At 52.5% G+C, this 21,703-nt stretch carries 19 protein-coding genes; 8 read left to right on the top strand and 11 right to left on the bottom strand.

Features of this window, described 5'->3' with window-relative positions:
- Window positions 1-75: 75 nt before the first annotated feature.
- The 3 genes from gndA to RHH27_RS13085 form a co-directional block, all read right to left on the bottom strand.
- Window positions 76-1,518, bottom strand: coding sequence for an NADP-dependent phosphogluconate dehydrogenase (gndA, locus tag RHH27_RS13095; protein ID WP_302678495.1), 1,443 nt, complete (start codon window positions 1,516-1,518; stop codon window positions 76-78).
- Window positions 1,519-1,600: 82 nt separating this feature from the next.
- Window positions 1,601-2,083, bottom strand: a complete 483-nt coding sequence (locus RHH27_RS13090) for a DUF3828 domain-containing protein (protein WP_302678494.1) — start codon at window positions 2,081-2,083, stop codon at window positions 1,601-1,603.
- A gap of 3 nt (window positions 2,084-2,086) precedes the next feature.
- Entirely contained in the window at window positions 2,087-3,055 is a 969-nt protein-coding gene (locus RHH27_RS13085; RefSeq protein ID WP_302678493.1) for a protochlorophyllide reductase, read from the bottom strand.
- A gap of 172 nt (window positions 3,056-3,227) precedes the next feature.
- Here RHH27_RS13085 and lipA point away from each other — a divergent pair, with 172 nt between their 5' ends.
- Entirely contained in the window at window positions 3,228-4,115 is an 888-nt protein-coding gene (gene lipA / locus RHH27_RS13080; protein ID WP_302678492.1) for a lipoyl synthase, read from the top strand.
- Between the two features lie 12 nt (window positions 4,116-4,127).
- On the opposite strand, the gene RHH27_RS13075 is transcribed toward lipA, so the two are convergent.
- A complete protein-coding gene (locus RHH27_RS13075) occupies window positions 4,128-4,811 on the bottom strand; it encodes a hypothetical protein (protein ID WP_302678491.1) in 684 nt (227 codons plus the stop codon).
- A 313-nt stretch (window positions 4,812-5,124) separates the two neighbouring features.
- On the opposite strand from RHH27_RS13075, the gene RHH27_RS13070 reads away from it, so the two are divergent.
- Window positions 5,125-6,945 carry an iron uptake porin gene (locus tag RHH27_RS13070; protein WP_302678490.1) on the top strand — a complete coding sequence of 607 codons (1,821 nt, stop codon included), beginning with the start codon at window positions 5,125-5,127 and terminating at the stop codon, window positions 6,943-6,945.
- A 55-nt stretch (window positions 6,946-7,000) separates the two neighbouring features.
- On the opposite strand, the gene RHH27_RS13065 is transcribed toward RHH27_RS13070, so the two are convergent.
- From RHH27_RS13065 to RHH27_RS13050, 4 genes are read right to left on the bottom strand one after another with little or no spacing between them, the layout of a single operon-like run.
- A complete protein-coding gene (locus RHH27_RS13065) occupies window positions 7,001-7,723 on the bottom strand; it encodes a hypothetical protein (RefSeq protein ID WP_302678489.1) in 723 nt (240 codons plus the stop codon).
- Between the two features lie 29 nt (window positions 7,724-7,752).
- On the bottom strand, window positions 7,753-8,517 hold the full coding sequence (locus RHH27_RS13060; protein WP_302678488.1) for a hypothetical protein: 765 nt from the start codon (window positions 8,515-8,517) through the stop codon (window positions 7,753-7,755).
- A 29-nt stretch (window positions 8,518-8,546) separates the two neighbouring features.
- Entirely contained in the window at window positions 8,547-9,332 is a 786-nt protein-coding gene (locus RHH27_RS13055; protein WP_302678487.1) for a hypothetical protein, read from the bottom strand.
- Between the two features lie 29 nt (window positions 9,333-9,361).
- Window positions 9,362-10,105: a hypothetical protein gene (locus RHH27_RS13050; protein ID WP_302678486.1), complete on the bottom strand. Its 744-nt coding sequence runs from the start codon at window positions 10,103-10,105 to the stop codon at window positions 9,362-9,364.
- Window positions 10,106-10,373: 268 nt separating this feature from the next.
- On the opposite strand from RHH27_RS13050, the gene RHH27_RS13045 reads away from it, so the two are divergent.
- The 6 genes from RHH27_RS13045 to RHH27_RS13020 all read left to right on the top strand — a co-directional run bounded on the left by RHH27_RS13045 (window position 10,374) and on the right by RHH27_RS13020 (window position 18,721).
- Window positions 10,374-11,609 (top strand): response regulator, encoded by a 1,236-nt coding sequence (locus tag RHH27_RS13045; RefSeq protein WP_302678485.1) that lies wholly within the window; start codon window positions 10,374-10,376, stop codon window positions 11,607-11,609.
- A 66-nt stretch (window positions 11,610-11,675) separates the two neighbouring features.
- Complete coding sequence (locus RHH27_RS13040) at window positions 11,676-12,038, top strand: PleD family two-component system response regulator (RefSeq protein ID WP_206200491.1); 363 nt, start codon at window positions 11,676-11,678, stop codon at window positions 12,036-12,038.
- A 2-nt stretch (window positions 12,039-12,040) separates the two neighbouring features.
- Window positions 12,041-12,583 (top strand): chemotaxis protein CheW, encoded by a 543-nt coding sequence (locus RHH27_RS13035; RefSeq protein WP_302678484.1) that lies wholly within the window; start codon window positions 12,041-12,043, stop codon window positions 12,581-12,583.
- A 33-nt stretch (window positions 12,584-12,616) separates the two neighbouring features.
- A complete protein-coding gene (locus RHH27_RS13030) occupies window positions 12,617-15,439 on the top strand; it encodes a methyl-accepting chemotaxis protein (RefSeq protein WP_302678483.1) in 2,823 nt (940 codons plus the stop codon).
- Window positions 15,440-15,441: 2 nt separating this feature from the next.
- Window positions 15,442-18,231, top strand: a complete 2,790-nt coding sequence (locus RHH27_RS13025; RefSeq protein WP_302678482.1) for a hybrid sensor histidine kinase/response regulator — start codon at window positions 15,442-15,444, stop codon at window positions 18,229-18,231.
- Entirely contained in the window at window positions 18,224-18,721 is a 498-nt protein-coding gene (locus RHH27_RS13020) for a chemotaxis protein CheW (RefSeq protein ID WP_206200487.1), read from the top strand. Before RHH27_RS13025 ends, RHH27_RS13020 begins: the two co-directional genes overlap by 8 nt.
- Window positions 18,722-18,914: 193 nt before the next feature.
- On the opposite strand, the gene RHH27_RS13015 is transcribed toward RHH27_RS13020, so the two are convergent.
- The 3 genes from RHH27_RS13015 to RHH27_RS13005 form a co-directional block, all read right to left on the bottom strand.
- Window positions 18,915-19,697, bottom strand: coding sequence for a hypothetical protein (locus RHH27_RS13015; RefSeq protein WP_302678481.1), 783 nt, complete (start codon window positions 19,695-19,697; stop codon window positions 18,915-18,917).
- Between the two features lie 3 nt (window positions 19,698-19,700).
- Window positions 19,701-21,047: an AAA family ATPase gene (locus tag RHH27_RS13010; protein ID WP_302678480.1), complete on the bottom strand. Its 1,347-nt coding sequence runs from the start codon at window positions 21,045-21,047 to the stop codon at window positions 19,701-19,703.
- A gap of 133 nt (window positions 21,048-21,180) precedes the next feature.
- Window positions 21,181-21,693, bottom strand: a complete 513-nt coding sequence (locus tag RHH27_RS13005) for an SMI1/KNR4 family protein (protein ID WP_302678479.1) — start codon at window positions 21,691-21,693, stop codon at window positions 21,181-21,183.
- Window positions 21,694-21,703: the final 10 nt, after the last annotated feature.

Raw genomic sequence — 21,703 nt, 5'->3', positions numbered from 1 at the left:
ACTCGCCTAATTCTTAAGATAAGCTAAAGAATTGCCCCCTTGGGGAACAACGCCGCCAACGCTACTGCCTACCTCTTAAATGGATGCTTTTCCTGCCTCCTGAATCGGTACCCACTCCGTATGGAAGGTTCCCGGTTTATCGATCCGCTCGTAGGTATGGGCACCAAAGAAATCCCGCTGTGCTTGGGTGAGATTTTGCGGCAGGCGATCGCGCCGATAGCTATCGAAGTACTCCAAGGACGCGCCAAAGGCGGGCACAGCAATCCCAGCACGGGTCGCCTCCACCAACACCTCCCGCCACGCCGCCTGTTTATCGAGGATGGTTTGCCGAAACTCCGGCGCCAGCAGCAGATTGGCCAGTTGGGGATTTTCGCTGTAGGCCTGCTTGATCTTATTCAGGAAGCCAGCGCGAATAATGCAGCCCCCTTTCCAGATGCGGGCAATCTCGCCAAGGTTTAGTTGATTATCAAAGAGTTCTTGGGAGCCTTTGGCAATCAGCGCCATCCCTTGGGCATAGGAGCAAATCTTTGAGCAGTAGAGGGCATCGCGAATTTTGTCAATGAATTCTTGCCTATTGCCGCTAAAGTGAGCCGCAGGGCCGGGGAGGACTTGGGCAGCCGCCATCCGTTCGGCTTTGATGGAGGACATGATGCGGGCATTCACGGCAGCGGTAATCGTTGGAATGGCCACCCCCATTTCAAGGGCACTTTCCACCGTCCAGCGACCGGTTCCCTTTTGACCTGCCGCATCCACAATCACATCCACAAGGGGCAAATGGGTTTCTGGGTCAATATAGGTGAAAATCTGGCTAGTAATTTCAATCAAAAATGAGTTGAGTTCGGGGGTCTCATTCCAACTTTTGAAAACCTGATGAAGTTGCTGGTGATTGAGGCCAAGGAGGTTTTTCAGCAGGTCATAGGCCTCGGCAATGAGTTGCATATCGCCATACTCAATACCGTTGTGCACCATCTTGACAAAGTGCCCCGATCCCCCCGGCCCAATGTAGGTGACACAGGGGCCATCATCCACTTGCGCTGCAATTTTGGTGAGAATGGGTTCGAGGGCTTGATAGGCCTCCCGACTGCCACCGGGCATGAGACTCGAACCATTGAGGGCACCTTCTTCACCGCCACTGACGCCCATGCCAAAGAAGCACAGCCCTACTGCCTCCATTTCAGCAACGCGGCGTTCGGTATCCGTGTAGAGGGAGTTGCCCCCATCAATGAGAATGTCGCCCGGTTCAAGGAGTGGCTTGAGTTGCTGGATCAGGTCATCCACGGGTTTGCCGGCTTTGACCATCGCCAAAATGCGGCGGGGACGCGACAGGGAAGCAACAAATTCCTCAAGACGATAGGTGGCCTTGAAGCGACGGCCGGCGGCTCGTTCGGCCATGAAAGCTTCAGTGCGGGCGGGGGTGCGATTATAAACCGCCACGGAGAATCCATTTCGCTCCACATTGAGGGCAAGGTTTTCCCCCATGACAGCGAGGCCAATGACGCCAAAATCTTGCTGTGACATACATCCGTCCTGCAATGGCAAGGATCACTTCCACCATAGCGGCAAGCTCAGCCAGAGGAATGGAAGAAGACGTTAAGGTTCACTAGCGGTTGATGTCCCGCAGCAGACAGCGCAGGTTGTCCCACGTGCTCAGGTAGATCAGGTTATCAATTTGCCAGCGATCGCTCCCTTGGCGCAGGAGTACTTTTATCGGCACAGGCGTTCCCGATCGCCCCCGTAGACCTACCATAACCTCAATATCCACTTCCGCCACTTGGGGATGATTGGGCGATCGCCGCACGTTGCGCACTTTCACCCCTTGAGTACTCACTTGGGTAAAGGAAAAGGGATCAAAGTCTAGCCAAGCGCCATCCCGTGGCTGTTTGCGAAAGGCTTGCATCAACTGCTGGTATAGATCGGGCGTAAACGCTGCTCGCTGCTGAGAGAACCGTTGGCGGCCTTGATCTTGGTTTCGCACCCACCACTGATAAAATTGGCTCACCACTGTTTCTGGTGCTGAGCTGGCGATCGCCCCCGTCTCGATGACAAGGGCAAGACTAACGCCGAGGGGCAACCACCACTGCATCGGCTAGGCCAAACCCACCAGTTTTTCGCTCAACTCCCACAGGCGGCGCGCTTTTTGCTCATCACTGCCCTCTGCCGAGAGTTCTTGGACAAAGGCTTTGCGGCCCTCTTTTTGGCGGTTACCCCAACTCCAGTGCACCCCCGACTGGCAAAACTCTGGGTCGGCCACCACCATTGCGACGCGCTCACCCGCTAGTTCTTGACTGACATAGCCCCCCGTGATGTTTTTCTGGAAGAGGGGGAAGAGCTTCTGGAAGAGGGGAAAGTGGTTGCGAAAGAGGGGGGTGTCCGCCACACAGCCCGGATACAAGGAGCTAAAGACAATCCCCGTCGAATCATGGAAGCGGCGATGTAGTTCCCGCACCGTGAGCATATTGCAGAGCTTGCTGTCTTTATAGGCCTTGCCCGACTTGAAGGGCTTGCCGTTAATCATGGCGATGGGTTTCTTGAAGCCCTTCTCAAAGCCTTCGAGGTTACCCAAATCGGGGGGAGCAGGAATGGGAATTTTGCCGCCGAGTTCTTTGCGGTTGGCCGTCACCGTGCCGAGAATCACCAAGCGCTTATCGCTTTCGGGAGACTTCTTCAAATCATCGAGGAGGAGGTTGGCCAAAAGAAAGTGCCCCAAATGGTTGGTGGCCACACTGATTTCATAGCCATCCACACTGTAGATCGGTTCCTTGAGCAGGGGATAATAGACAGCGGCATTGCAGACAAGGGCACGCAAGGGGTGATTCAATGCCCGAAATGACTCCACAAAGCCGCGCACACTGGCCAACGAGGACAAGTCCAAATGCAAAATCGTGTAGGCCTGCGGCGGAATCTGCAAGTCTTTGGCGGCTTGCTCTGCTTTTTCAAGATTGCGGCAGGCCATAACAACGTGCCAGCCCCGATTAGCTAAGGCTTTGGTGGCATACAATCCGACTCCAGAGGATGCACCCGTAATAATGACCGTTGGGCGTGGCTGATCACTCATAGGTTCTGTGGCATACCTGCGGTAACGTCGCTATTGATCCTGCCATAGAAGCGATCGCCCCCTAGGCGCACCCCTAGGGATCATTTACAGTTACTTAATAAATAGACTCGATAGTTAATCAAGTTTTGTATCTAGCTCGCCTCTCCCCTATTTTCAGGATTAACCCGACTCTATGACTATCTCCCAACCCCTGCCGCCGTGGCTGCGCAAACCCCTTGGCAAAGCCAGTGAGATCTCCACCGTGCAACGCTTGGTGCGCCAGTATCGGATTCACACCATCTGTGAAGAGGGGCGCTGTCCCAATCGCGGTGAATGCTATGCCCAAAAAACCGCCACTTTTTTACTCTTGGGTGCCACCTGTACCCGTGCCTGCGCCTTTTGCCAAGTGGAGAAAGGTCACGCTCCCGCCGCCGTTGATCCAGAGGAACCGACAAAAATTGCGGCTGCTGTGGCTACCTTGGGATTGCGCTATGTGGTTTTAACCTCTGTGGCTCGCGATGACTTACCCGATCAGGGGGCGGGTCAATTTGTTGCGACCATGCACGCGATTCGCCAACGCTGTCCCGGCACTGAAATTGAAGTCCTCACCCCCGACTTTCGCATGGATCGGGGTCGAGTCTCCCAACGGGACTGCATTGCCCAAATTGTGGCGGCACAGCCTGCCTGCTACAACCACAACCTCGAAACTGTACGCCGCTTGCAAGGCCCGGTGCGACGGGGTGCCACCTATGAGAGTTCACTGCGGGTCTTGGCCACGGTTAAGGAACTGAATCCCCACCTTCCCACCAAGTCGGGCTTGATGTTGGGCTTGGGAGAAACCGAAGCAGAGGTGATTCAAACTCTAAAAGATTTGCGAGCCGTGGGGTGCGATCGCCTGACCTTGGGACAATACCTGCCCCCCTCGTTGAGTCATTTGCCTGTGGTCAAGTATTGGACACCTGAAGAATTTAACACCTTGGGCAAGATTGCCCGCGAACTCGGCTTTTCCCATGTGCGATCGGGCCCCCTTGTGCGTAGCTCCTACCATGCAGCAGACACTGCACCAACCCAAGAAGCGTGATGGGTACTTCATTCACTCAGGAAAGTATTTGCCCCTTGTGGTGACCATTGCCGCACCGCGATCGCGAATCAACGCCTTGGCTGCCCGCTCAACGCGATAGCCAAAAAACAGAGGGCGAATTTCCTCAGTCGCTTCCACTTGAGCCACTAGATTCAAAAACCGCTCCACCTCAGATTCGGTGATATTGCTTTTGACTTCCCCCAACACTAGAATCGGCTCTCCATGAACTTGACCCCGGATAACCAAGTCAAACTCATCACTGCCGTTGCGCAGCGGCAGGACATCCCGCTCACAAAATTCGATTTCCATGCCCCAGCGATGTTCTAGGATTTCGGGCACCACTTCCAGAGCAAGGTCTTCTAGGGACCCACCGAGAGCTTCACTGAGACCGCCCACTTGGCGTGCGAGTTGTTTGACGGCTCGTTCAGTGCGCTTTTGCGCTTCAGCCAGTTCTGCAACAGCAACAGCTAGCTGATCCACTCGTTCTTCAGTGCGTTTTTGAGCTTGGGCGAGTTCTTCAACTTGCTCTTCAGTGCGTTTTTGGGCTTGAGCTAATTCGCCTACGATGGACTTCAGCTCATTGAAGTCTCTTGCTTTCACCAAATCGTTGTAGGCTTCATGGATGACTTCTGCAAGCAGATGCGCCTGCTCGGGAGGAAACGCCGCCCGCAGCTTTTCTTCGAGGACAGAGGTCATTGCATCTATGAAATCTTGGCTGTACTTTCTATTGTACCGACCAAGCAGAACTTCTCTGGTTGCCACCCCCTCTATCAGAAAGGCTCCTTGTGTGCAGCTCGTACCACGCCAGCCAGACGAATAAAATTCCAGTGTCAACAAATCAAAACAAAGTATTTGACAAATCAAAGGGGAAGCACTTAGGATCTATTAGAACTTGCATAATCGGCTTGCAACACATTTAAGCCATATTGTGTAAGCTAAGTACTAGGGGACAGCAGAATGAATTGATCGCTCTGCCGAACCCAGACGCTCGTGAGTGAGGAGTAACATCGTGAAAAAGACGTACCTGTTAGCAGGTAGCTTGAGCCTACTGGGTGTGGTCGCAGGGGCTAACATTGCTACCGCGAATGAACCCGCCAACTTCGAAAACCTAATTGCTGCTGAACCACAAAATCTCCAAGTTTCTGAAGCACTGCCTGCCCCCAACACCATTGCAGACGCTTCGAGCACGATTACCTCTGTCAATCAGCTTCTGGCCAACGAAGAATCCATGGGGCAGGTGACCTCTGTCTCGCAGCTGTCTGACGTGCGTCCCACCGACTGGGCCTACCAAGCCCTCGCCTCCTTGGTTGAAAAGTATGGCTGTATCGCGGGTTATCCTGATGGCACCTTCCGTGGCAACCGTGCCGCCACCCGTTATGAAATGGCAGCAGCATTGAACGCCTGCCTTGATGTGATTAGCGATCGCTTTGCCACCAAAGAAGACCTCGCCACTCTTCAGAGACTCATGGATGAGTTCGCTGCCGAACTCGCCACCCTGCGCGGTCGTGTGGACAACCTCGAAGCCCGCACCGCTGCCCTTGAAGCCACTCAGTTCTCGACAACGACCAAGCTTACGGGTACGGCGGTGATGTCGGTGCAGTACGGTGGTCGCCAAAGTAGTAATAGCATTTTGGGCTCCGTGCGTCCTGGTCCCGATCCTGCCAACCCAGGTAACAATATTCCTCTTGGCGGCGGTAACTTTATTTCACTCGCCTCCGGACGTCCAAATCCGACAGTTATTTCTGCCGTTCTGCTGAACCTGAATACCAGCTTTACCGGCACTGACTTGCTGCAAACCACCCTGTCTACGGGCAATGGCGGTCGCGATGCCATTAGCACCTATGGTCTGGGTTTGCAAATAAACTCGACCCTCGGAGCTGGCAATACATTTAATAATGCACTGGGGCCGCTTCCCTACTTTAGCCCCAGCCAGTACTACTGGTCGAACTTTGGTCCGAATGTGGAGCTATACCGCCTAGCCTATACGTTTAAGCCCACCCAAGATATCACCATTACTGCAGGGACACGGTTCTATCCGAGCGACATCATTGACACCAATAGCTGGGCGAACTCTCCTACCAGTGACTTTGGCACTTACTTCTTCCTCAATAACCCCTTCATTGTGCCCTACGCCATGAACTACCTAGGGGGTGCAGGGGTTGCTATCCAGTGGAACCCCAATGAAGGTCCTTTTACTGTGCGGGCATTGTATCTTGCGGCAGAGCCAGGACGAGCTAATTCTGGCATTGCCCCTCCAAGTCCGGGGGGTGGGTTTGCGGGTGATCCCTTCCAAGCTTCCTTGGAGTTGGAGTATGCCAACACCTTTGGCAATGGTCGCAACAGTTATGCGGTGAAGCTTCAAGGTACCTACTCCAAAACCTATGGCATTGAGGCGCAAGCGGGGGGCATCAACTTTGAGCTCAATCTGGGTCGCTTGGGCATCTTTGGCCGTGCAGGGGTAGCAGGGATTCCCAATGGCTACTTCCCCAATGTTTCGCCCCTACCGTTTTCTATTTTTGGTTTCCCTGCCGCTGGCATGATGGCCTATAACTTTATGGCGGGTATTGGCTACAAAGACTTGTTGGTGCCAGGTTCAGTACTGGCGGCAGCGGCGGGTGCGCCGTTTATCAACAGTGCACCTAGTTTTGCTTTCATTAACAATGCCAATCAGGTCAACATTGAGGCCTTTTACAAATTCCCCATCAGTGACAACATCAGCATCACGCCTATCTTCACAGCGATTATCAACCCCAACAATACCAATGGGGGTGGGGTTATTTCTGGTCAGCCGATTCTGCAAGGCGTGATTCGGACTACGTTCACGTTCTAGAGCGGGTGAATTTGCCCTCACCCTAGATCCCTCTCCCCTGTGGAGGGGGATTTTTTTACGGGAAGTATTTACCGCGTGTGGTGACCATTACCGCACCGCGATCGCGAATCAACGCTTTAGCTGCACGCTCAACGCGATAGCCAAAAAAGAGGGGGCGAACCTCCTCGGGCGCTTCCACATGAGCCACAAGATTCAAAAATCGCTCTACCTCTGATTCGGTGATGTTGCTTTTTACTTCCCCGAGTACCAAGATTGGTCGCCCTGCCACCTGACCCCGAATCACTAAATCAAATTCATACTCCCCATTGCGCAGGGGGAGGGTGTCGCGGTCACAGAACTCAATTTCCATGCCCCAGCGATATTCCAGAATCTCGGGCACCACCTCAAGGGCGAGGTCTTCCAGCGACCCACCCAAGGCTTCACTAAGGCCGCCCACTTGGCGTGCGAGTTGTTTCACTGCTCTCTCGGTGCGCTCTTGGGCTGCCGCCAGTTGATCCACTCGTTCTTCGGTGCGCTTCTGAGCTGCCGCCAGTTCTTCGAGCCGTTCTTCCGTCCGCTTCTGCGCTTGAGCGAGTTCTGCAACAGTGACAGTCAGTTGATCCACCCGTTCTTCCGTCCGCTTCTGGGCTTGCGCCAGATCTGCGACAATCGCCTTTAGTTCATTGAAGTCTTTGGCCTTCACCAAGTCGTCATAGGCCTCACGAATTACTTCCGCCAGTAGGTGCGCTTGTTCTGGCGAGAATGCCGTCCGTAGCTTTTCTTCAAGTGCAGAGGTCATTGTCAGTGTTGATTAGCCATATTCCCATTCTAGGGAAAGTACTTGCCGCGGGTGGTGACCATTACCGCGTTGCGATCGCGAATCAACGCCTTGGCTGCACGCTCAACGCGATAGCCAAAGAAGAGGGGGTGAACCTCCTCGGGCGCTGCCACCTGAGCGACAAGATTCAAAAATCGCTCCACCTCTGATTCGGTGATGTTACTTTTCACTTCCCCGAGTACCAAGATTGGTCGCCCTGCCACCTGACCCCGAATCACTAAATCAAATTCATACTCCCCATTGCGCAGGGGGAGGGTGTCGCGGTCACAGAACTCAATTTCCATGCCCCAGCGATATTCCAGAATCTCGGGCACCACCTCAAGGGCGAGGTCTTCCAGCGACCCACCCAAGGCTTCACTAAGGCCACCCACTTGGCGTGCGAGTTGTTTGACCGCTCTCTCGGTGCGCTCTTGGGCTGCGGCCAGTTGATCCATTCGTTCTTCGGTGCGCTTCTGGGCTTGTGCCAGTTCGGCAACGGTAACAGTCAGTTGATCCACCCGTTCTTCGGTGCGCTTCTGGGCTGCCGCGAGTTCTTCAACTCGTTCTTCAGTCCGCTTCTGAGCTGCCGCGAGTTCTTCGAGCCGTTCTTCCGTGCGCTTCTGGGCTTGCGCCAGATCCGCGACAATCGCCTTTAGTTCGTTAAAGTCTTTGGCCTTCACCAAGTCGTCATAGGCCTCACGGATCACTTCCGCCAGTAGGTGCGCTTGTTCTGGTGAGAATGCCGTCCGTAGCTTTTCTTCAAGTGCAGAGGTCATTGTCAGTGTTGATTAGCCATATTCCCATTCTAGGGAAAGTACTTGCCGCGGGTGGTGACCATCACTGCATCGCGATCGCGAATCAACGCCTTGGCTGCACGCTCAACGCGATAGCCAAAGAAGAGGGGGTGAACCTCCTCGGGCGCTGCCACCTGAGCGACAAGATTCAAAAATCGCTCCACCTCTGATTCGGTGATGTTACTTTTCACTTCCCCGAGTACCAAGATTGGTCGCCCTGCCACCTGACCCCGAATCACTAAATCAAATTCATACTCCCCATTGCGCAGGGGGAGGGTGTCGCGGTCACAGAACTCAATTTCCATGCCCCAGCGATATTCCAGAATCTCTGGCACCACCTCAAGGGCAAGGTCTTCCAGCGACCCACCCAAGGCTTCACTAAGTCCACCCACTTGGCGTGCGAGTTGTTTCACTGCTCTCTCGGTGCGCTCTTGGGCTGCCGCCAGTTGATCCACTCGTTCCTCTGTTCGTTTCTGAGCTGCCGCCAGTTCTTCGAGCCGTTCTTCCGTCCGCTTCTGGGCTGCCGCGAGTTCTTCAACTCGTTCCTCTGTTCGTTTCTGAGCTGCCGCCAGTTCTTCTACCCGTTCTTCCGTCCGTTTCTGGGCTGCCGCGAGTTCTTCTACCCGTTCTTCCGTGCGCTTCTGGGCTTGCGCCAGATCCGCGACAATCGCCTTTAGTTCGTTGAAGTCTTTGGCCTTCACCAAGTCGTCATAGGCCTCACGGATCACTTCCGCCAGTAGGTGCGCCTGTTCTGGCGAGAACGCTGCCCGTAGTTTTTCTTCGAGTGCAAAGGTCATTGCTAGTGTTGATTAGCCATATTCCCATCCTAGGGAAAGTACTTGCCGCGGGTGGTGACCATTACCGCGTTGCGATCGCGAATCAACGCTTTAGCTGCACGCTCAACGCGATACCCAAAGAAGAGGGGGCGAACCTCCTCGGGCGCTGCCACCTGAGCGACAAGATTTAAAAATCGCTCCACCTCTGATTCAGTGATGTTACTTTTCACTTCCCCGAGTACCAAGATTGGTCGCCCTGCCACCTGACCCCGAATCACTAAATCAAATTCATACTCCCCATTGCGCAGGGGGAGGGTGTCGCGGTCACAGAACTCAATTTCCATGCCCCAGCGATATTCCAGAATCTCGGGCACCACCTCAAGGGCAAGGTCTTCCAGCGACCCACCCAAGGCTTCACTAAGGCCGCCCACTTGGCGTGCGAGTTGTTTCACTGCTCTCTCGGTGCGCTCTTGGGCTGCCGCCAGTTGATCCACTCGTTCTTCAGTGCGCTTCTGGGCTTGTGCCAGTTCTGCAACAGTGAGAGTCAGTTGATCCACCCGTTCTTCCGTCCGCTTCTGGGCTTGAGCCAGTTCTGCAACAGTGACAGTCAGTTGATCCACCCGTTCTTCCGTGCGCTTCTGGGCTTGCGCCAGATCCGCGACAATCGCCTTTAGTTCGTTAAAGTCTTTGGCCTTCACCAAGTCGTCATAGGCCTCGCGAATTACTTCCGCCAGTAGGTGCGCCTGTTCTGGCGAGAACGCTGTCCGTAGTTTTTCTTCGAGTGCAGAGGTCATTGGTAACAGTCGCAAAAAAGCAGAGGCATCGTCATTTTTTAGAAAAGGGGTGTAGTCTACTATCCTTTGTGAAGGTCATTAACTTTTCTGAAGTTTTCTTTCATTTTTTCGCCGATACCGCTTAGTATAATCAACACACCAGTATTCTGAAGCACATCTCTCACTTTAAGGAGAGGAAAACATCTCAATTGGTTTTATTGTCAAATATCGCTGGTTGCTGCCGGAGTAGGACGAAACTTCGGTGGGGGTAGCAGCTCGGAGGCTAAATATGATGACATCAGATCGCGGTTTTAGTGGCGGGGGAACACCACAGTTTACAGAAACGCTTCAGCCGGAACGATTACTCCAGCAACTCAGCACTTCAGGAGGCACAGGTTGCTTCAGGGTGAGCGTTCAAGGGCAGCAGTGGTTTCTCTACTTTGATCAGGGAAGTATTGTCTATGCTACCCACACGATTGAACCGGGCGATCGCTTTGAGCGCCATTTGCGGCAACTGAGCTGGGACGTCTCCGCCTTGGATCGCGAGTTACGTGTCCAAGTCCGACAGCAATGGGAACAGGCCAACACCCCCACCCCGATCTATGAATATGAGAGTCTGCGCTGGTTGCTTACTCAAGACATCATTACCCCAGAGCACTTTAGCCATCTAGTCGAGGGGCTAATCGTTGAAGTCCTAGAGTCGTTTTTATATCTCAAGAGCGGTCACCATCAACTTGTGCCCTATGTTGAAGTGCCAATTGTCAGCCGCTTTGACGCCACCCGACTGATTCAGCAGTGCAAATCCCGAATTCAGCAGTGGCTCAGCCTTGGCCACAAAATTGTCTCGCCTTTTCAGCGCCCCTACTTCTTTAGTGGTGCGCAACTCAATTTAACCCCAGAGCAGCAGCAACGCTTGGGGTCGATGTTGCGGGGGTTTAGCTTCCGCCACTTGGCCGTGCTCATGAACCAAAATGAAATTGCCTTGGTGCGTAGCCTCTTACCCTTGATTGATAAAGGAGCCGTAGTCGTTCGTGAGCCGCAACATCCCTTTGATTTGCTGCCCAGTTTTGATGCCAGTTTGTGGCAGGAAACCACGCCTACCGTTACAGAGGAGAGTGGCGATTTGGGCAGTGGCTTTTTTACCTCAAAAGTGCCAAACCGTACCTATCGGATCATCTGCATTGACGATAGTCCGACCATGCTCAATGAAATTAAGCGGTTTTTGGCGGATGATGCCTTTGAAGTCATTGCCCTCAATGATTCTGTAAAAGCCCTGATGGAGGTGATGCGCCTCAATCCAGATCTGATCCTGCTGGACGTGGGGATGCCCAACATTGATGGTTATAAGTTTTGTAAAGTCATTCGCAACCATGAACGCTTTAAGTCAGTGCCGATCATTATGGTCACGGGTAACACGGGTCTCGTTGACCGCGCTAAAGCCCGCCTCGTGGGAGCGACGGACTATATGACCAAGCCCTTTACCCAAGCGGAACTCTTAAAAATGGTGTTTCAGTACTTGACGTAGTACAGGCAACCTGTGGGCAGTATATTGACAGTAATCGATTATTTGAATTGACATTTGGGAGATGACATGACGACGGTTTTAGTGGTGGAAGATACCCCCTCGGAAATGGCACTGATTACCTCGCTTCTTCAGGAATCGGGCTATACCGTCATTGCAGCCACCGATGCCAAGGAGGCTCTAGAAAAAGTCACGCAGTACAAGCCCGATGTGGTGGTGACGGATGTGGTGATGCCAGGGATGAGCGGATTTGAACTTTGCCGCAGTCTCAAGAAAAATCCGGAAACAGAAAAGCTCCCCATTGTTGTCTGCACGTCGAAAAACCAAGAGCTAGACCGCCTTTGGGCAATGAAGCAGGGGGCAGATGCCTATGTCACGAAGCCCTTCAGCCGTGAGGATCTCCTGCGGGCACTGAAGTCGGTGGTGGTGTAGCGATGCTTGGGGCAGCACCTTGGTTGAATCATGGTGAAGGGCGGGGCGATTCCCCAAAGAGTACGCTACGCGATCGCCCCCAAGGGGCGCCCTATTTGCGTTTGGTTATCCACGACCAATTAACGGCATTGCTGCCGATGACTGAGATTCAGCAGGTGTTGGTGATCCCACCGCAACAGCTCACGGTGATTCCTAATATGGCCGCAGTGGTGATGGGACTGCTGAACTTTCGTAACCGCATTGTTTGGGTGCTGGATTTAGCCCACTTGCTCAACTTGGAGCCACTGGATGCGGATATTTCGGTGTTGACGATCGCGCTGCTGCACACCCCCAAGGGATACCTAGGATTGGCGCTCAAGGAGGTACGGGGGATCATCCGTCTTGCCGAGGGAGCCATTCAATCGCCTGTGGGTACAGTGAGTGCGGCGCTGGTTCCCTACCTCAAAGGCTGTTGTCGCTTAGGAGAGGAGTTGTTCTTTATCCTTGATGGGGCAGCGATCGCCGAAAGGTCTTGCTCAAGTGTTCTTGCTGTTGATGTCGGATAGCCCTGCTGTTAATGCTGTTAGGATGTGCCAACAATGACCACTGCCAAACCCTCCCTTGATATTCCCCCTCTACCACCGTCGGTATTGAACTACCAACTCCCTCCCCTAGAGGAGAAAAAAGCAACCACCAACGGCAAATCCCCTGAACAACCCTTGCCACCTCCTTCGCCACGGCGCAGGGGTTGGGGTCTTCGTCCAAAATTCATTACCCATGCTGTTGTCTTGGCTACACTGCCCATGGTGGGGGTGGGCTTCGTGGCCAATCAACTGGTACGGCAACAGTTCATAGAGCAGGTTATCTCACTCGAACAACAGGAGGTAGGGGATGCCGCAAGGGAGCTTAACGAGTATCTGCAAGAGCGGCAAGGGGATGCACGGCTTATCAGTTTGTTCTTAAACAGGCACTATACTGCAGAACTTCAGCAGCGCGATCGCCGTAAGCTGGAAGGAGTTTTGAATGAGTTTGTTGACACCTATACCTTCTACGACAGTGCCGCTATCATTGCCAACGATGGCCGGGGCACCGTCATTGCCCAATCTGCAGCGGGCAACCAGCTAGCCAATAACATTCTCCAAAATCACGAGTACTTTAAGCTGGCAATCCAAACTCGGGGCTTGGTTTTAACGCTTGAGCCTACGCTGTCGCTGCCTGCCCCTAGCCGTCCTTTCGGGCTGTTTTTGGCTTTGCCCCTGATCAATCCCCAAAACCAGCAAATCACGGCAGTGCTGCGGTTGCGGGTACCCAAAAGTAGCCTTAAAGAGGCCTTGCACAACTATCAGCATAACCAATATGAAAATTTTTACCTGATAGGGTCGCAGGGAAAAATCGTGGCTGCCTCTATCCCAGAGTTGCAGCGCCGACCCTTGGCGGAAGTCTTTCCCCAACTCAGTCAACAGTGGGAAACCAACCTCGCAGTGGGCACGCTGGTTGAACAACGCCGCTCTGATGGCAAGTTTCAGTTTGCTAGCTACGCCCGTGCTAACCACCCGTTTACCGCGGTTGTCCTAGATACGGATCGCGATTATGCGCTCAGACCGCTGCGAAACCTCACTTGGACCCTCCTGTTAGGGGTGGGGGTCACGGCCATTGTGGTGGCAGCAATTGCCATCTATGCCAGCGATCGCGAGATTCAACCCCTGCTGCGAGCCACCAAGGCGGTGACGAAAATTGGTGAAGGGGATCTCCAAACCCGTCTGCCTGTGGAGGGGGATGATGAACTGGCAACCCTCAACCGCACGATTAACCAGATGGCTGAACGGCTAGAACAGTCCCTCACTGAAGCCCAACAGGCGGCTCGGCGGGCACAACAATTGCGCGATAGTATTTTCCATTTAACCCAGCAGAGCGATCGCCAGCAAATTCTCGATAATCTGGTCAATGAGGGGCGCCATCTTTTGGGGTGCGATCGCGTGATCTTCTATGAATTTGATGAGAACTATGTCGGCAAAGTCGTTGCCGAGTCTGTAGCCGTCGGCTGGCCCCAAGCCCTCGAACAGGTGATTGACGATCCCTGCTTCCGTCAAAATTGGGTTGATGCCTACACCAAAGGGCGCGTGCAAGCCACGGCAGACATTCTCAATGCGGGTCTGACGGAGTGCCACCTCAAACAACTTGCTCCGTTGAAGGTGCGGGCCAACTTAGTCGTTCCCGTGTTGGTGGAGAAAAAATTGGCGGCGCTTTTAATTGCCCACCAGTGCAGTGAGCCGCGTCAGTGGCAGCAGCCCGAAATTGATGCTTTCCTCCAGTTGGCCAACCAAGCCGGACTGGTGCTTGAGCGCAGCAAATTTCTGGAGCAGACCACCGCTGCCCAAAAAGAGGCCGAACGCCTTGCCCAGGAGCAACAGCAGCGTACGGAACGCATTCAAATGCAGTTGATTAACCTGCTCACCGAAGTCGAGGCCGCCTCCCAAGGGGATCTGACGGTACGGGCCGACATCACCGCCGATGAAATTGGTACCGTTGCCGACATCTTCAACTCCCTCATTGAGAGTCTGCGGGATGTGGTGGTGCAAGTGAAAGCGACCACGGAAAAAGTGAACACCGCCCTCTTGGCGGATGAGACAGCCATGACTGAGCTGGCGGAAGAATCGCTGCGGCAAGCCAAGAAAGTAAATCGGATGCTAGATGCCGTTGAAGCCATGGCCAGCTCGATTGAATCCGTGGCCAACAGTGCTAACGAGGCGGCAGCAGTGGCGCGCAAAGCCTCAGAGCGAGCGGTCATCAGTGGTGAAACGATGGATGCCACCGTTGATAGCATTCTCTACCTGCGGGAAACCGTGGCCGAAACCGCCAAAAAGGTGAAACGCTTGGGCGAATCCTCGCAACAGATTTCCAAGGTGATTTCGCTGATTAACCAAATTGCCCTACAAACCAACCTCTTGGCCATCAATGCCAGTATTGAGGCGGCTCGTGCCGGTGAAGAAGGCCGCGGCTTTGCTGTGGTTGCCGAAGAGGTGGGTGAACTGGCGGCGCGATCGGCAGCGGCAACTCGCGAAATTGAGCACATCGTAGAAACAATTCAGCAGGAAACCCATGAGGTGGTGAGTGCCATGGAAACAGGTACCGCTCAGGTGGTTGAAGGCACCCGCCTTGTGGAGGTAACCAAGCAGAATCTCCAAGAAATTGTGCAGGTGTCGCAGCACATTGACGAGTTGGTGCAGTCCATTTCCCAAGCTACTGTCTCCCAAGCCCGCACCGCCAATACGGTGAACACGTTGATGCGCGATTTTGCCAAGGTCTCAGAGGGGATGTCGGCCACATCCAAAGAGATTTCTGAGTCGCTGCAAGCCACCGTGGACATGGCCCAAGAACTCCAAAACTCCGTCAACATCTTTAAGGTGACTGCTGAGGGATAACCATGCCCGAACCCGGCGTTGAGGAAACGATTCGTCTCCAGTTCCTCGAGGAGGCTCAGGACTACCTGCAAACGATTGAAGCAGGGATACTGGAACTCTCCCACCAGCCGGGGATGATTGATGCTGTACTGCGGGCGGCTCACTCCATTAAAGGGGGGGCAGCGATGATGGGCTTTATGTCCCTCAGTGAACTGGCGCATCGCCTTGAGGATTTCTTCAAGGTCTTGAAATCGCGCCCCTGCGACGATGTCGAGGTGCAACACCTCCTGCTCAAAGCAGTGGATCAACTGCAAGCAGTTATTACCCTCCATCGCCAAGGCGTGAACCCCAATGAGGGCTGGTGGCGCACCCAAGTCGAGCCACTTTTGAATGAGTTGCACGGACGCTTGGGCGATCCCACGGCGGAGGATGATTTGACGCTCCTCAGTGGCGATGATGGCCAGCAGATGCGGGTGGTTCTCTTTGAAACCGAGGTGGAAGCCTGCCTACAACGCTTGGAAACTGTTCTGGACACCCCCGGCCAACCCTGCCTCAGAGAGGAGCTGGCGATCGCCGCCCAAGAACTGGAAGGCCTCGGACAAATGCTCGAACTGCCTCAATTTGCTGAGTTTTGTGCCTCCGTCAGTGCCTATCTGGAGCAACCCAACTGTGATGTCAGCGCAGCGGCTGCCCACATTGTGCAGCAATGGCGACGCTGTCAAGCCCTTGTGATCACTGGTCAACTTGACGCTCTGCCCACGCGCTTGGAAATCCCGGAAACCGATGACGAAGAGGAGGACGAGGATCAAACCATTATTGATTTACCGCTGGCCAACCTCAATCAAGAATTAGGGGTCGAGGACTTTGCCAGTGCTGAAGTGGAGACCTTCTCCTTAGGTGATTTATTGTCCCCCCCACCCACCCCTACAGCAGCCCCTTCCCCTGCGCCAGAGGCTGAGACCACCCCAGTAACTCCCCAGCCCCAAGAACCCAAGGAAATGACCGTGCGGGTGCCGGGGCATCAGTTGGATCAACTGAGTGATTTGATCGGGGAATTGCTCATTGAGTGTAATGGTCTGGATTTACAACGGGAACGCCTCCATGATCTGCTAGTGGGTCTCAAGCAAAAAGTGCGTGCCCTTGAGCGTGCCAACTTTCGTCTGCGCACAGAGTATGACCGTGTCAGTGCCCCCCATCACTTTAATCCCCAAAATCAGCATGGCTTCGATGTTCTCGAGTTCGATCGCTATACCGATGTGCATCTGCTCTCCCAAGAGGTGATGGAAACCATTGTCCAAGTGCAGGAAATCACCAGTGATTTGGAATTGAGCCTAGAGGACACCGAACGCACTGGCCGTGATCTCAACCGCACCGCCAAGCAACTTCAAGCTCGGTTTACCCAAGTGCGGATGCGCCCCTTTGCGGATCTGGCCAACCGCTATCCTCGCCTAATCCGCGAATTGAGTCGCGAGCATGGTAAAAATGTCAACTTAGAGATTGAGGGCAGCCACGTTCTCATTGACCGCACGGTGTTGAGTGTGTTGGCGGATCCCCTCTTGCACCTTGTCCGCAATGCCTTTGATCACGGAATAGAACCCGCAGAGGAACGCCAAGCCCTTGGTAAGCCCACAGCGGGAACCATTACCCTAAAGGCGGCCTATCGCGGCAACCAAACCGTTATTACTGTGGCGGATGATGGCCGAGGCCTAAATCCAGAGAAAATTCGGCAAACGGCACGGCGATTGGGCTTAGCCCGCGACTGGTTGGAAACCGCGAGCGATCGCGACCTTTGGCAACTGATTTTTGAGCCGGGCTTTTCAACGGCCTCACAGGTGACCAGCCTCTCCGGGCGCGGTGTTGGCATGGATGTAGTGCGCACCAATCTGCGGCAAATTCGTGGGGACATCCAGATCCACAGTACCCCCGGCCAAGGCACGCGATTTATAATTACAATTCCCTACACCCTCTCAGTGGTACGGGTGCTCTTGGTGGAGGCCACTGGCATGCTCTTGGCGGTACCCACCGAAGAAATCGAGGAAATGGTGCTGGGCGATCGCTACCCGCCCATCGAAACCCTTGGCTCAACCCTAATTGACTGGGAAGGCTATCTCATTCCTGTAATTGACCTCACCCAGATTTTCCACTTTCAGCGCCCCTATCGTCCCGTGGAAATGGAGGGCGCACCGACGATTAACGAACCAACCCTGATGATTGTCAGTCAAGGGGATAGTGCCCTTGCCCTGCGGGTCGATCGCTATTGGAGCGAGCAGGAAGTCACCATTCGCCAAGTCGAAGGCGAATTAGCCCTGCCCAAGGGTTTTAGTGGCTGCACGATTTTAGGGAATGGCCGCATTGTCCCCCTACTCGATCCCCTTGCCCTCTTTAATTGGGCAGAACAAGAGAGTTCTCATGCCCCTGTGGCTAGCCCCGTTGCCCCTAGCCAAGACACCGTCCTTGTGGTTGATGATTCAGTAAACGTGCGGCGTTTTCTCGCCAGTACCCTCGAAAAAGCCGGCTATCGGGTTGAGCAGGCCAAAGATGGTCAGGAAGCCATTGATAAACTCCAAGGGGGGCTACACGTCAACGCTGTTATCTGCGACATTGAAATGCCCCGCCTCGATGGCTTTGGCGTCCTCACTCAAATTCGCCGCATTCCCCAGTGCCAAAACACCCCCGTCATGATGCTCACCTCCCGCACGGGTCAAAAACATCGCCAGCTTGCAGAACGTCTAGGGGCAGCTGCCTACTTTAGCAAACCCTTCCGCGAAAGTGACCTCTTGGCCACCCTTGATCAGTTGATCCGCCATGCTTAAAAGCCGCCGTCGCCGCCAAAGCCAACCCGTTGTTTTAGAGCAGTTCCTGACCTTTATCGTGCGTCAAGAGCAGTTTGCCGTGCCCATGGCACAGGCCTATCGGGTCATTCCTTTACCACCTATTCATGGCGATCCCCACCAGCGGGGGATTGGCCTTGTCACCTATGAAAATCACGAAATTCTAGTCATTGATATTGGCCGCTGTCTCTTTGATGATCCCCTCTCAACCTCAGAAACCCAGAAGCTAAAATTTTTGCTCATTCTCCAGCCCCGCTTAGCAGGGGAATGGCTTGGCCTGCCCCTCATAGAACCCCCCGTGATTGAGCGCATTCCACGGGATGCCATTCATCCTATTCCCAGTAACTATCTCCACTGGGGGAGTATTCACAACGTCAGTTCCCTCATGGTCAGTAGTCAAGAAGATCAGGAGCTACCCCCGATCTTTATCGTTGATATTGAGCAGGTTCTGCACACCCTAAAAACGCGATAACCTGCCTGCATTTCTAGATGGAGGCGCACCAGCCATGAGTACGCTGTATGAAACCGACTTTTATAGCTATTCCAATAGAGAATGAGATATCATCCAGCACAATACTTGCGAATCACTTCATCAATCGAACAGTTTGACCCTGCATGCCTCCGCGGGTTATCCAATAACTACAAGGGCTGTATTGCAGAAAGCTCTACCCAAATGAGATGCTAACTTCATCCCAACGGCCTGATAGTGCGATTGCCTTCAGTTCATCAATAGACTTAAATTTTCTACCCTGTTTAATTTCTTGAATAATTTTTTCAGCTTCTTTAAGCTCTAACCTCGGAACACTCTTGGCAAGATTCTTAGCGCTTTTATAGGAGTTGATGCGCACAGATTTTTGTTTTTGTGGATTGGGATTAGTCTTTGTCTCTTTAGAGATATCCTGCTGCAATTCACTAAATTTTCTTTTCAGATCATCCAATTCTTGGAAAATTTTTTCTAGAAAATTTACAATAACCTTATTTTGGTCATTTAAGCTCTTCTGTAACTCAGAAAATAATTTCATAGCTAATTGGGAATCTTGATCAACTAAGTTACTTCTCTCTGATTTTTGTGAATAAGAGCCATCATCTTTAGAATTTATTTGCAAGATAGATTTGCATCTTTCTTGGAAGGTTAGAACTTCTTCATCTTCAAGCTCAATTCTTGATGCCCATAATTGATGGATACCCAATTCACGGGCAAATTCAACTATCTCCTTGCCGAAGACCACTTCATACGCTGTCTCACCTTCTGGTGTAGTGACTGGACGAATAATGAGGGGGATGAGGTTGGTTTTATATTTGTCTAAGTCTTCACGGATCAGTTGTGGTGAAGCAGAGAATAAGTCTTTGGGGTAGGTCTCTGGGATTGTCAGATAATCAATATGAATCTGACCCTGATGTGTCTGATGTAAGCCGAGGTGCTTTGAGATGCGATTGGAGTGACTCATACTCTATGATGCCTGAGTAGAAAGATAGCGAGCTAAATTTTCAAATGAAGTCGTTAAATCATCAATCGATTCTTTATCTGATCGATTTAATTCTTCATAAAATTTTCTACTAAATATCGGTTGCTGAGACTCTGTGGCTCGCAACATCACAACTCGGTGTGCAATCCATGTTGATTCGGGTAGAATTTGCACGGTCTGTCTTCCATTGGCTGCTTTTTCAAGAATATTCGACAACTTCTCTTTCATCTCATAGTTAGCTGCCGATGTTGTACGATTATACATACTCACAGCGATTCCAAGGGGTTGAGGCGGAGTTTCCATGGCATCCCTCATGGCCTCAAGGCGGGCTAGAACGTACTCTATTGCCCGTATAGGGTAGGGAGCAAATTGCGTCGGTATGAGTACCCCATCAGATGCCATCAAAGCAATGGCATTGACTTTACCAAAGGCGGGTGGTGGATCAATCAGCACAATGTCATAGCCATGATTTTTGAGTTTTCGTTGTAATACCCGATCAATATCAATCGTGCTGATGAGTGCGGGCTCCTTGTCAGCTAGGCGAATGTGGGCGGGAACAATGTCAAGGTGTAGGTTGCCCCAAGCTCTTTGATAGACCACATCTTCTAAGCCAACCTTTGGCTCTAGCAATAGGTCAGCAATATCCTTCTTGCCTTGCTCTTCTACATCTTTGAGGGGGTTAATGCCGACGCCAATGGTTAAGTTGGACTGTGGGTCAATATCAATCAAGAGAACTCGCTTACCCATCGTGGCAAAGGCAGCACCAAGATTGAGGGTTAGCGTTGTTTTGCCAACGCCCCCCTTGTGATTAAAGACAGTAATGATCATGGGTGACTCCTGAGAAGCGGTTGAGGAGATAGACAAACTCTTTGCAAGTGCCTTTTCAAAATAATGATAGACTTTGAGCCTTTGCTGGGTTAAGGCAGTCACTAGAGCAGCGGCTGCAGAGCGGTGTAAAATTTTAGTCAGTTTCTGAATGGTTTGTTTATCGAGGATCCCTGAAGCACATGTCACCGGTTGAAGTGGTTCTCTAAGGGGATTTTGATACAAAAGGTGGTATTCTCGGCCATTGGTGAGTAACCCAAAAACAGCCTGCGCTGCTTCCATGTAGTACCTCAATTGCTGGCCACCCGTCAGCCGGGACTGCACTGGGGTTTTCACCTCAATGATCAGATAGTTCAGGGGGCGATCGCCCGCCATCGGTAAGGTCACCAAAAAATCAGGGTAGCCCTTTCCAATTCGAGGTTTGGCTTGATACTCAGAAGACTGATAGCCCCACTGCTTGAGCAACGGTAGGATAATTTTCTGTTCCGTATTTGCTTCATTGCCCATGGGAAGCCGCTATGCAGGGAGCGCGCTCAGAGGCACATCTAACAAAATTATCCTTGACAACAATAAGCAATTCAATTTGTTAACAAATCTTTATAATATGATCTAAATATGACAAGTGCATGGTGATTCTCCCTTAAGCCAAGCGTGCCAGCCAGTCTGGCATTTCCCACTCCAGTATATTTTTGGGGGTTTGAAGCATGACTTCTTCATACTCTGGATTGAATTGATAGTCACCTGCGATCAACTGCTGAGCATCGTGACTGAGTAACTCTTCAAAGGAATTGACAAGAACTTCATAGCTACAGTTTTCGTTACAAACCTCGATCACCTGCCCGATCGTCCCTGTGGGCGCGGGGTCAAGGTTAATGTATCGCAGAATGTTACCATTCATACAAGTAATTGGAATCCAGTGGGGATAATAAATCAACGGTTTCACCGCCCCTTTGATAAAAATAACTTGGGAAGCCACCCGACTCTTCCAAAAGGAAATGCTAAAGAAATCAGGGTCTTGGCAACTGCGGCCAATGTCTTGATCGAGTTCGTATTGCTGCCAAAGACACTCAAAACTCCGAAAACTGGTACAGAAGAGAATCGCATCCCCTTCATGTACGCCACATTTCAGAAAAGAGCTGTTGCACAATAGCAATAGATGCTTG

Origin of the sequence: Thermosynechococcus sp. PP555 (genome assembly GCF_031583225.1) — a bacterium.
Lineage (GTDB): Bacteria > Cyanobacteriota > Cyanobacteriia > Thermosynechococcales > Thermosynechococcaceae > Thermosynechococcus.
This window is presented reverse-complemented; position numbering and strand designations above follow the sequence as displayed.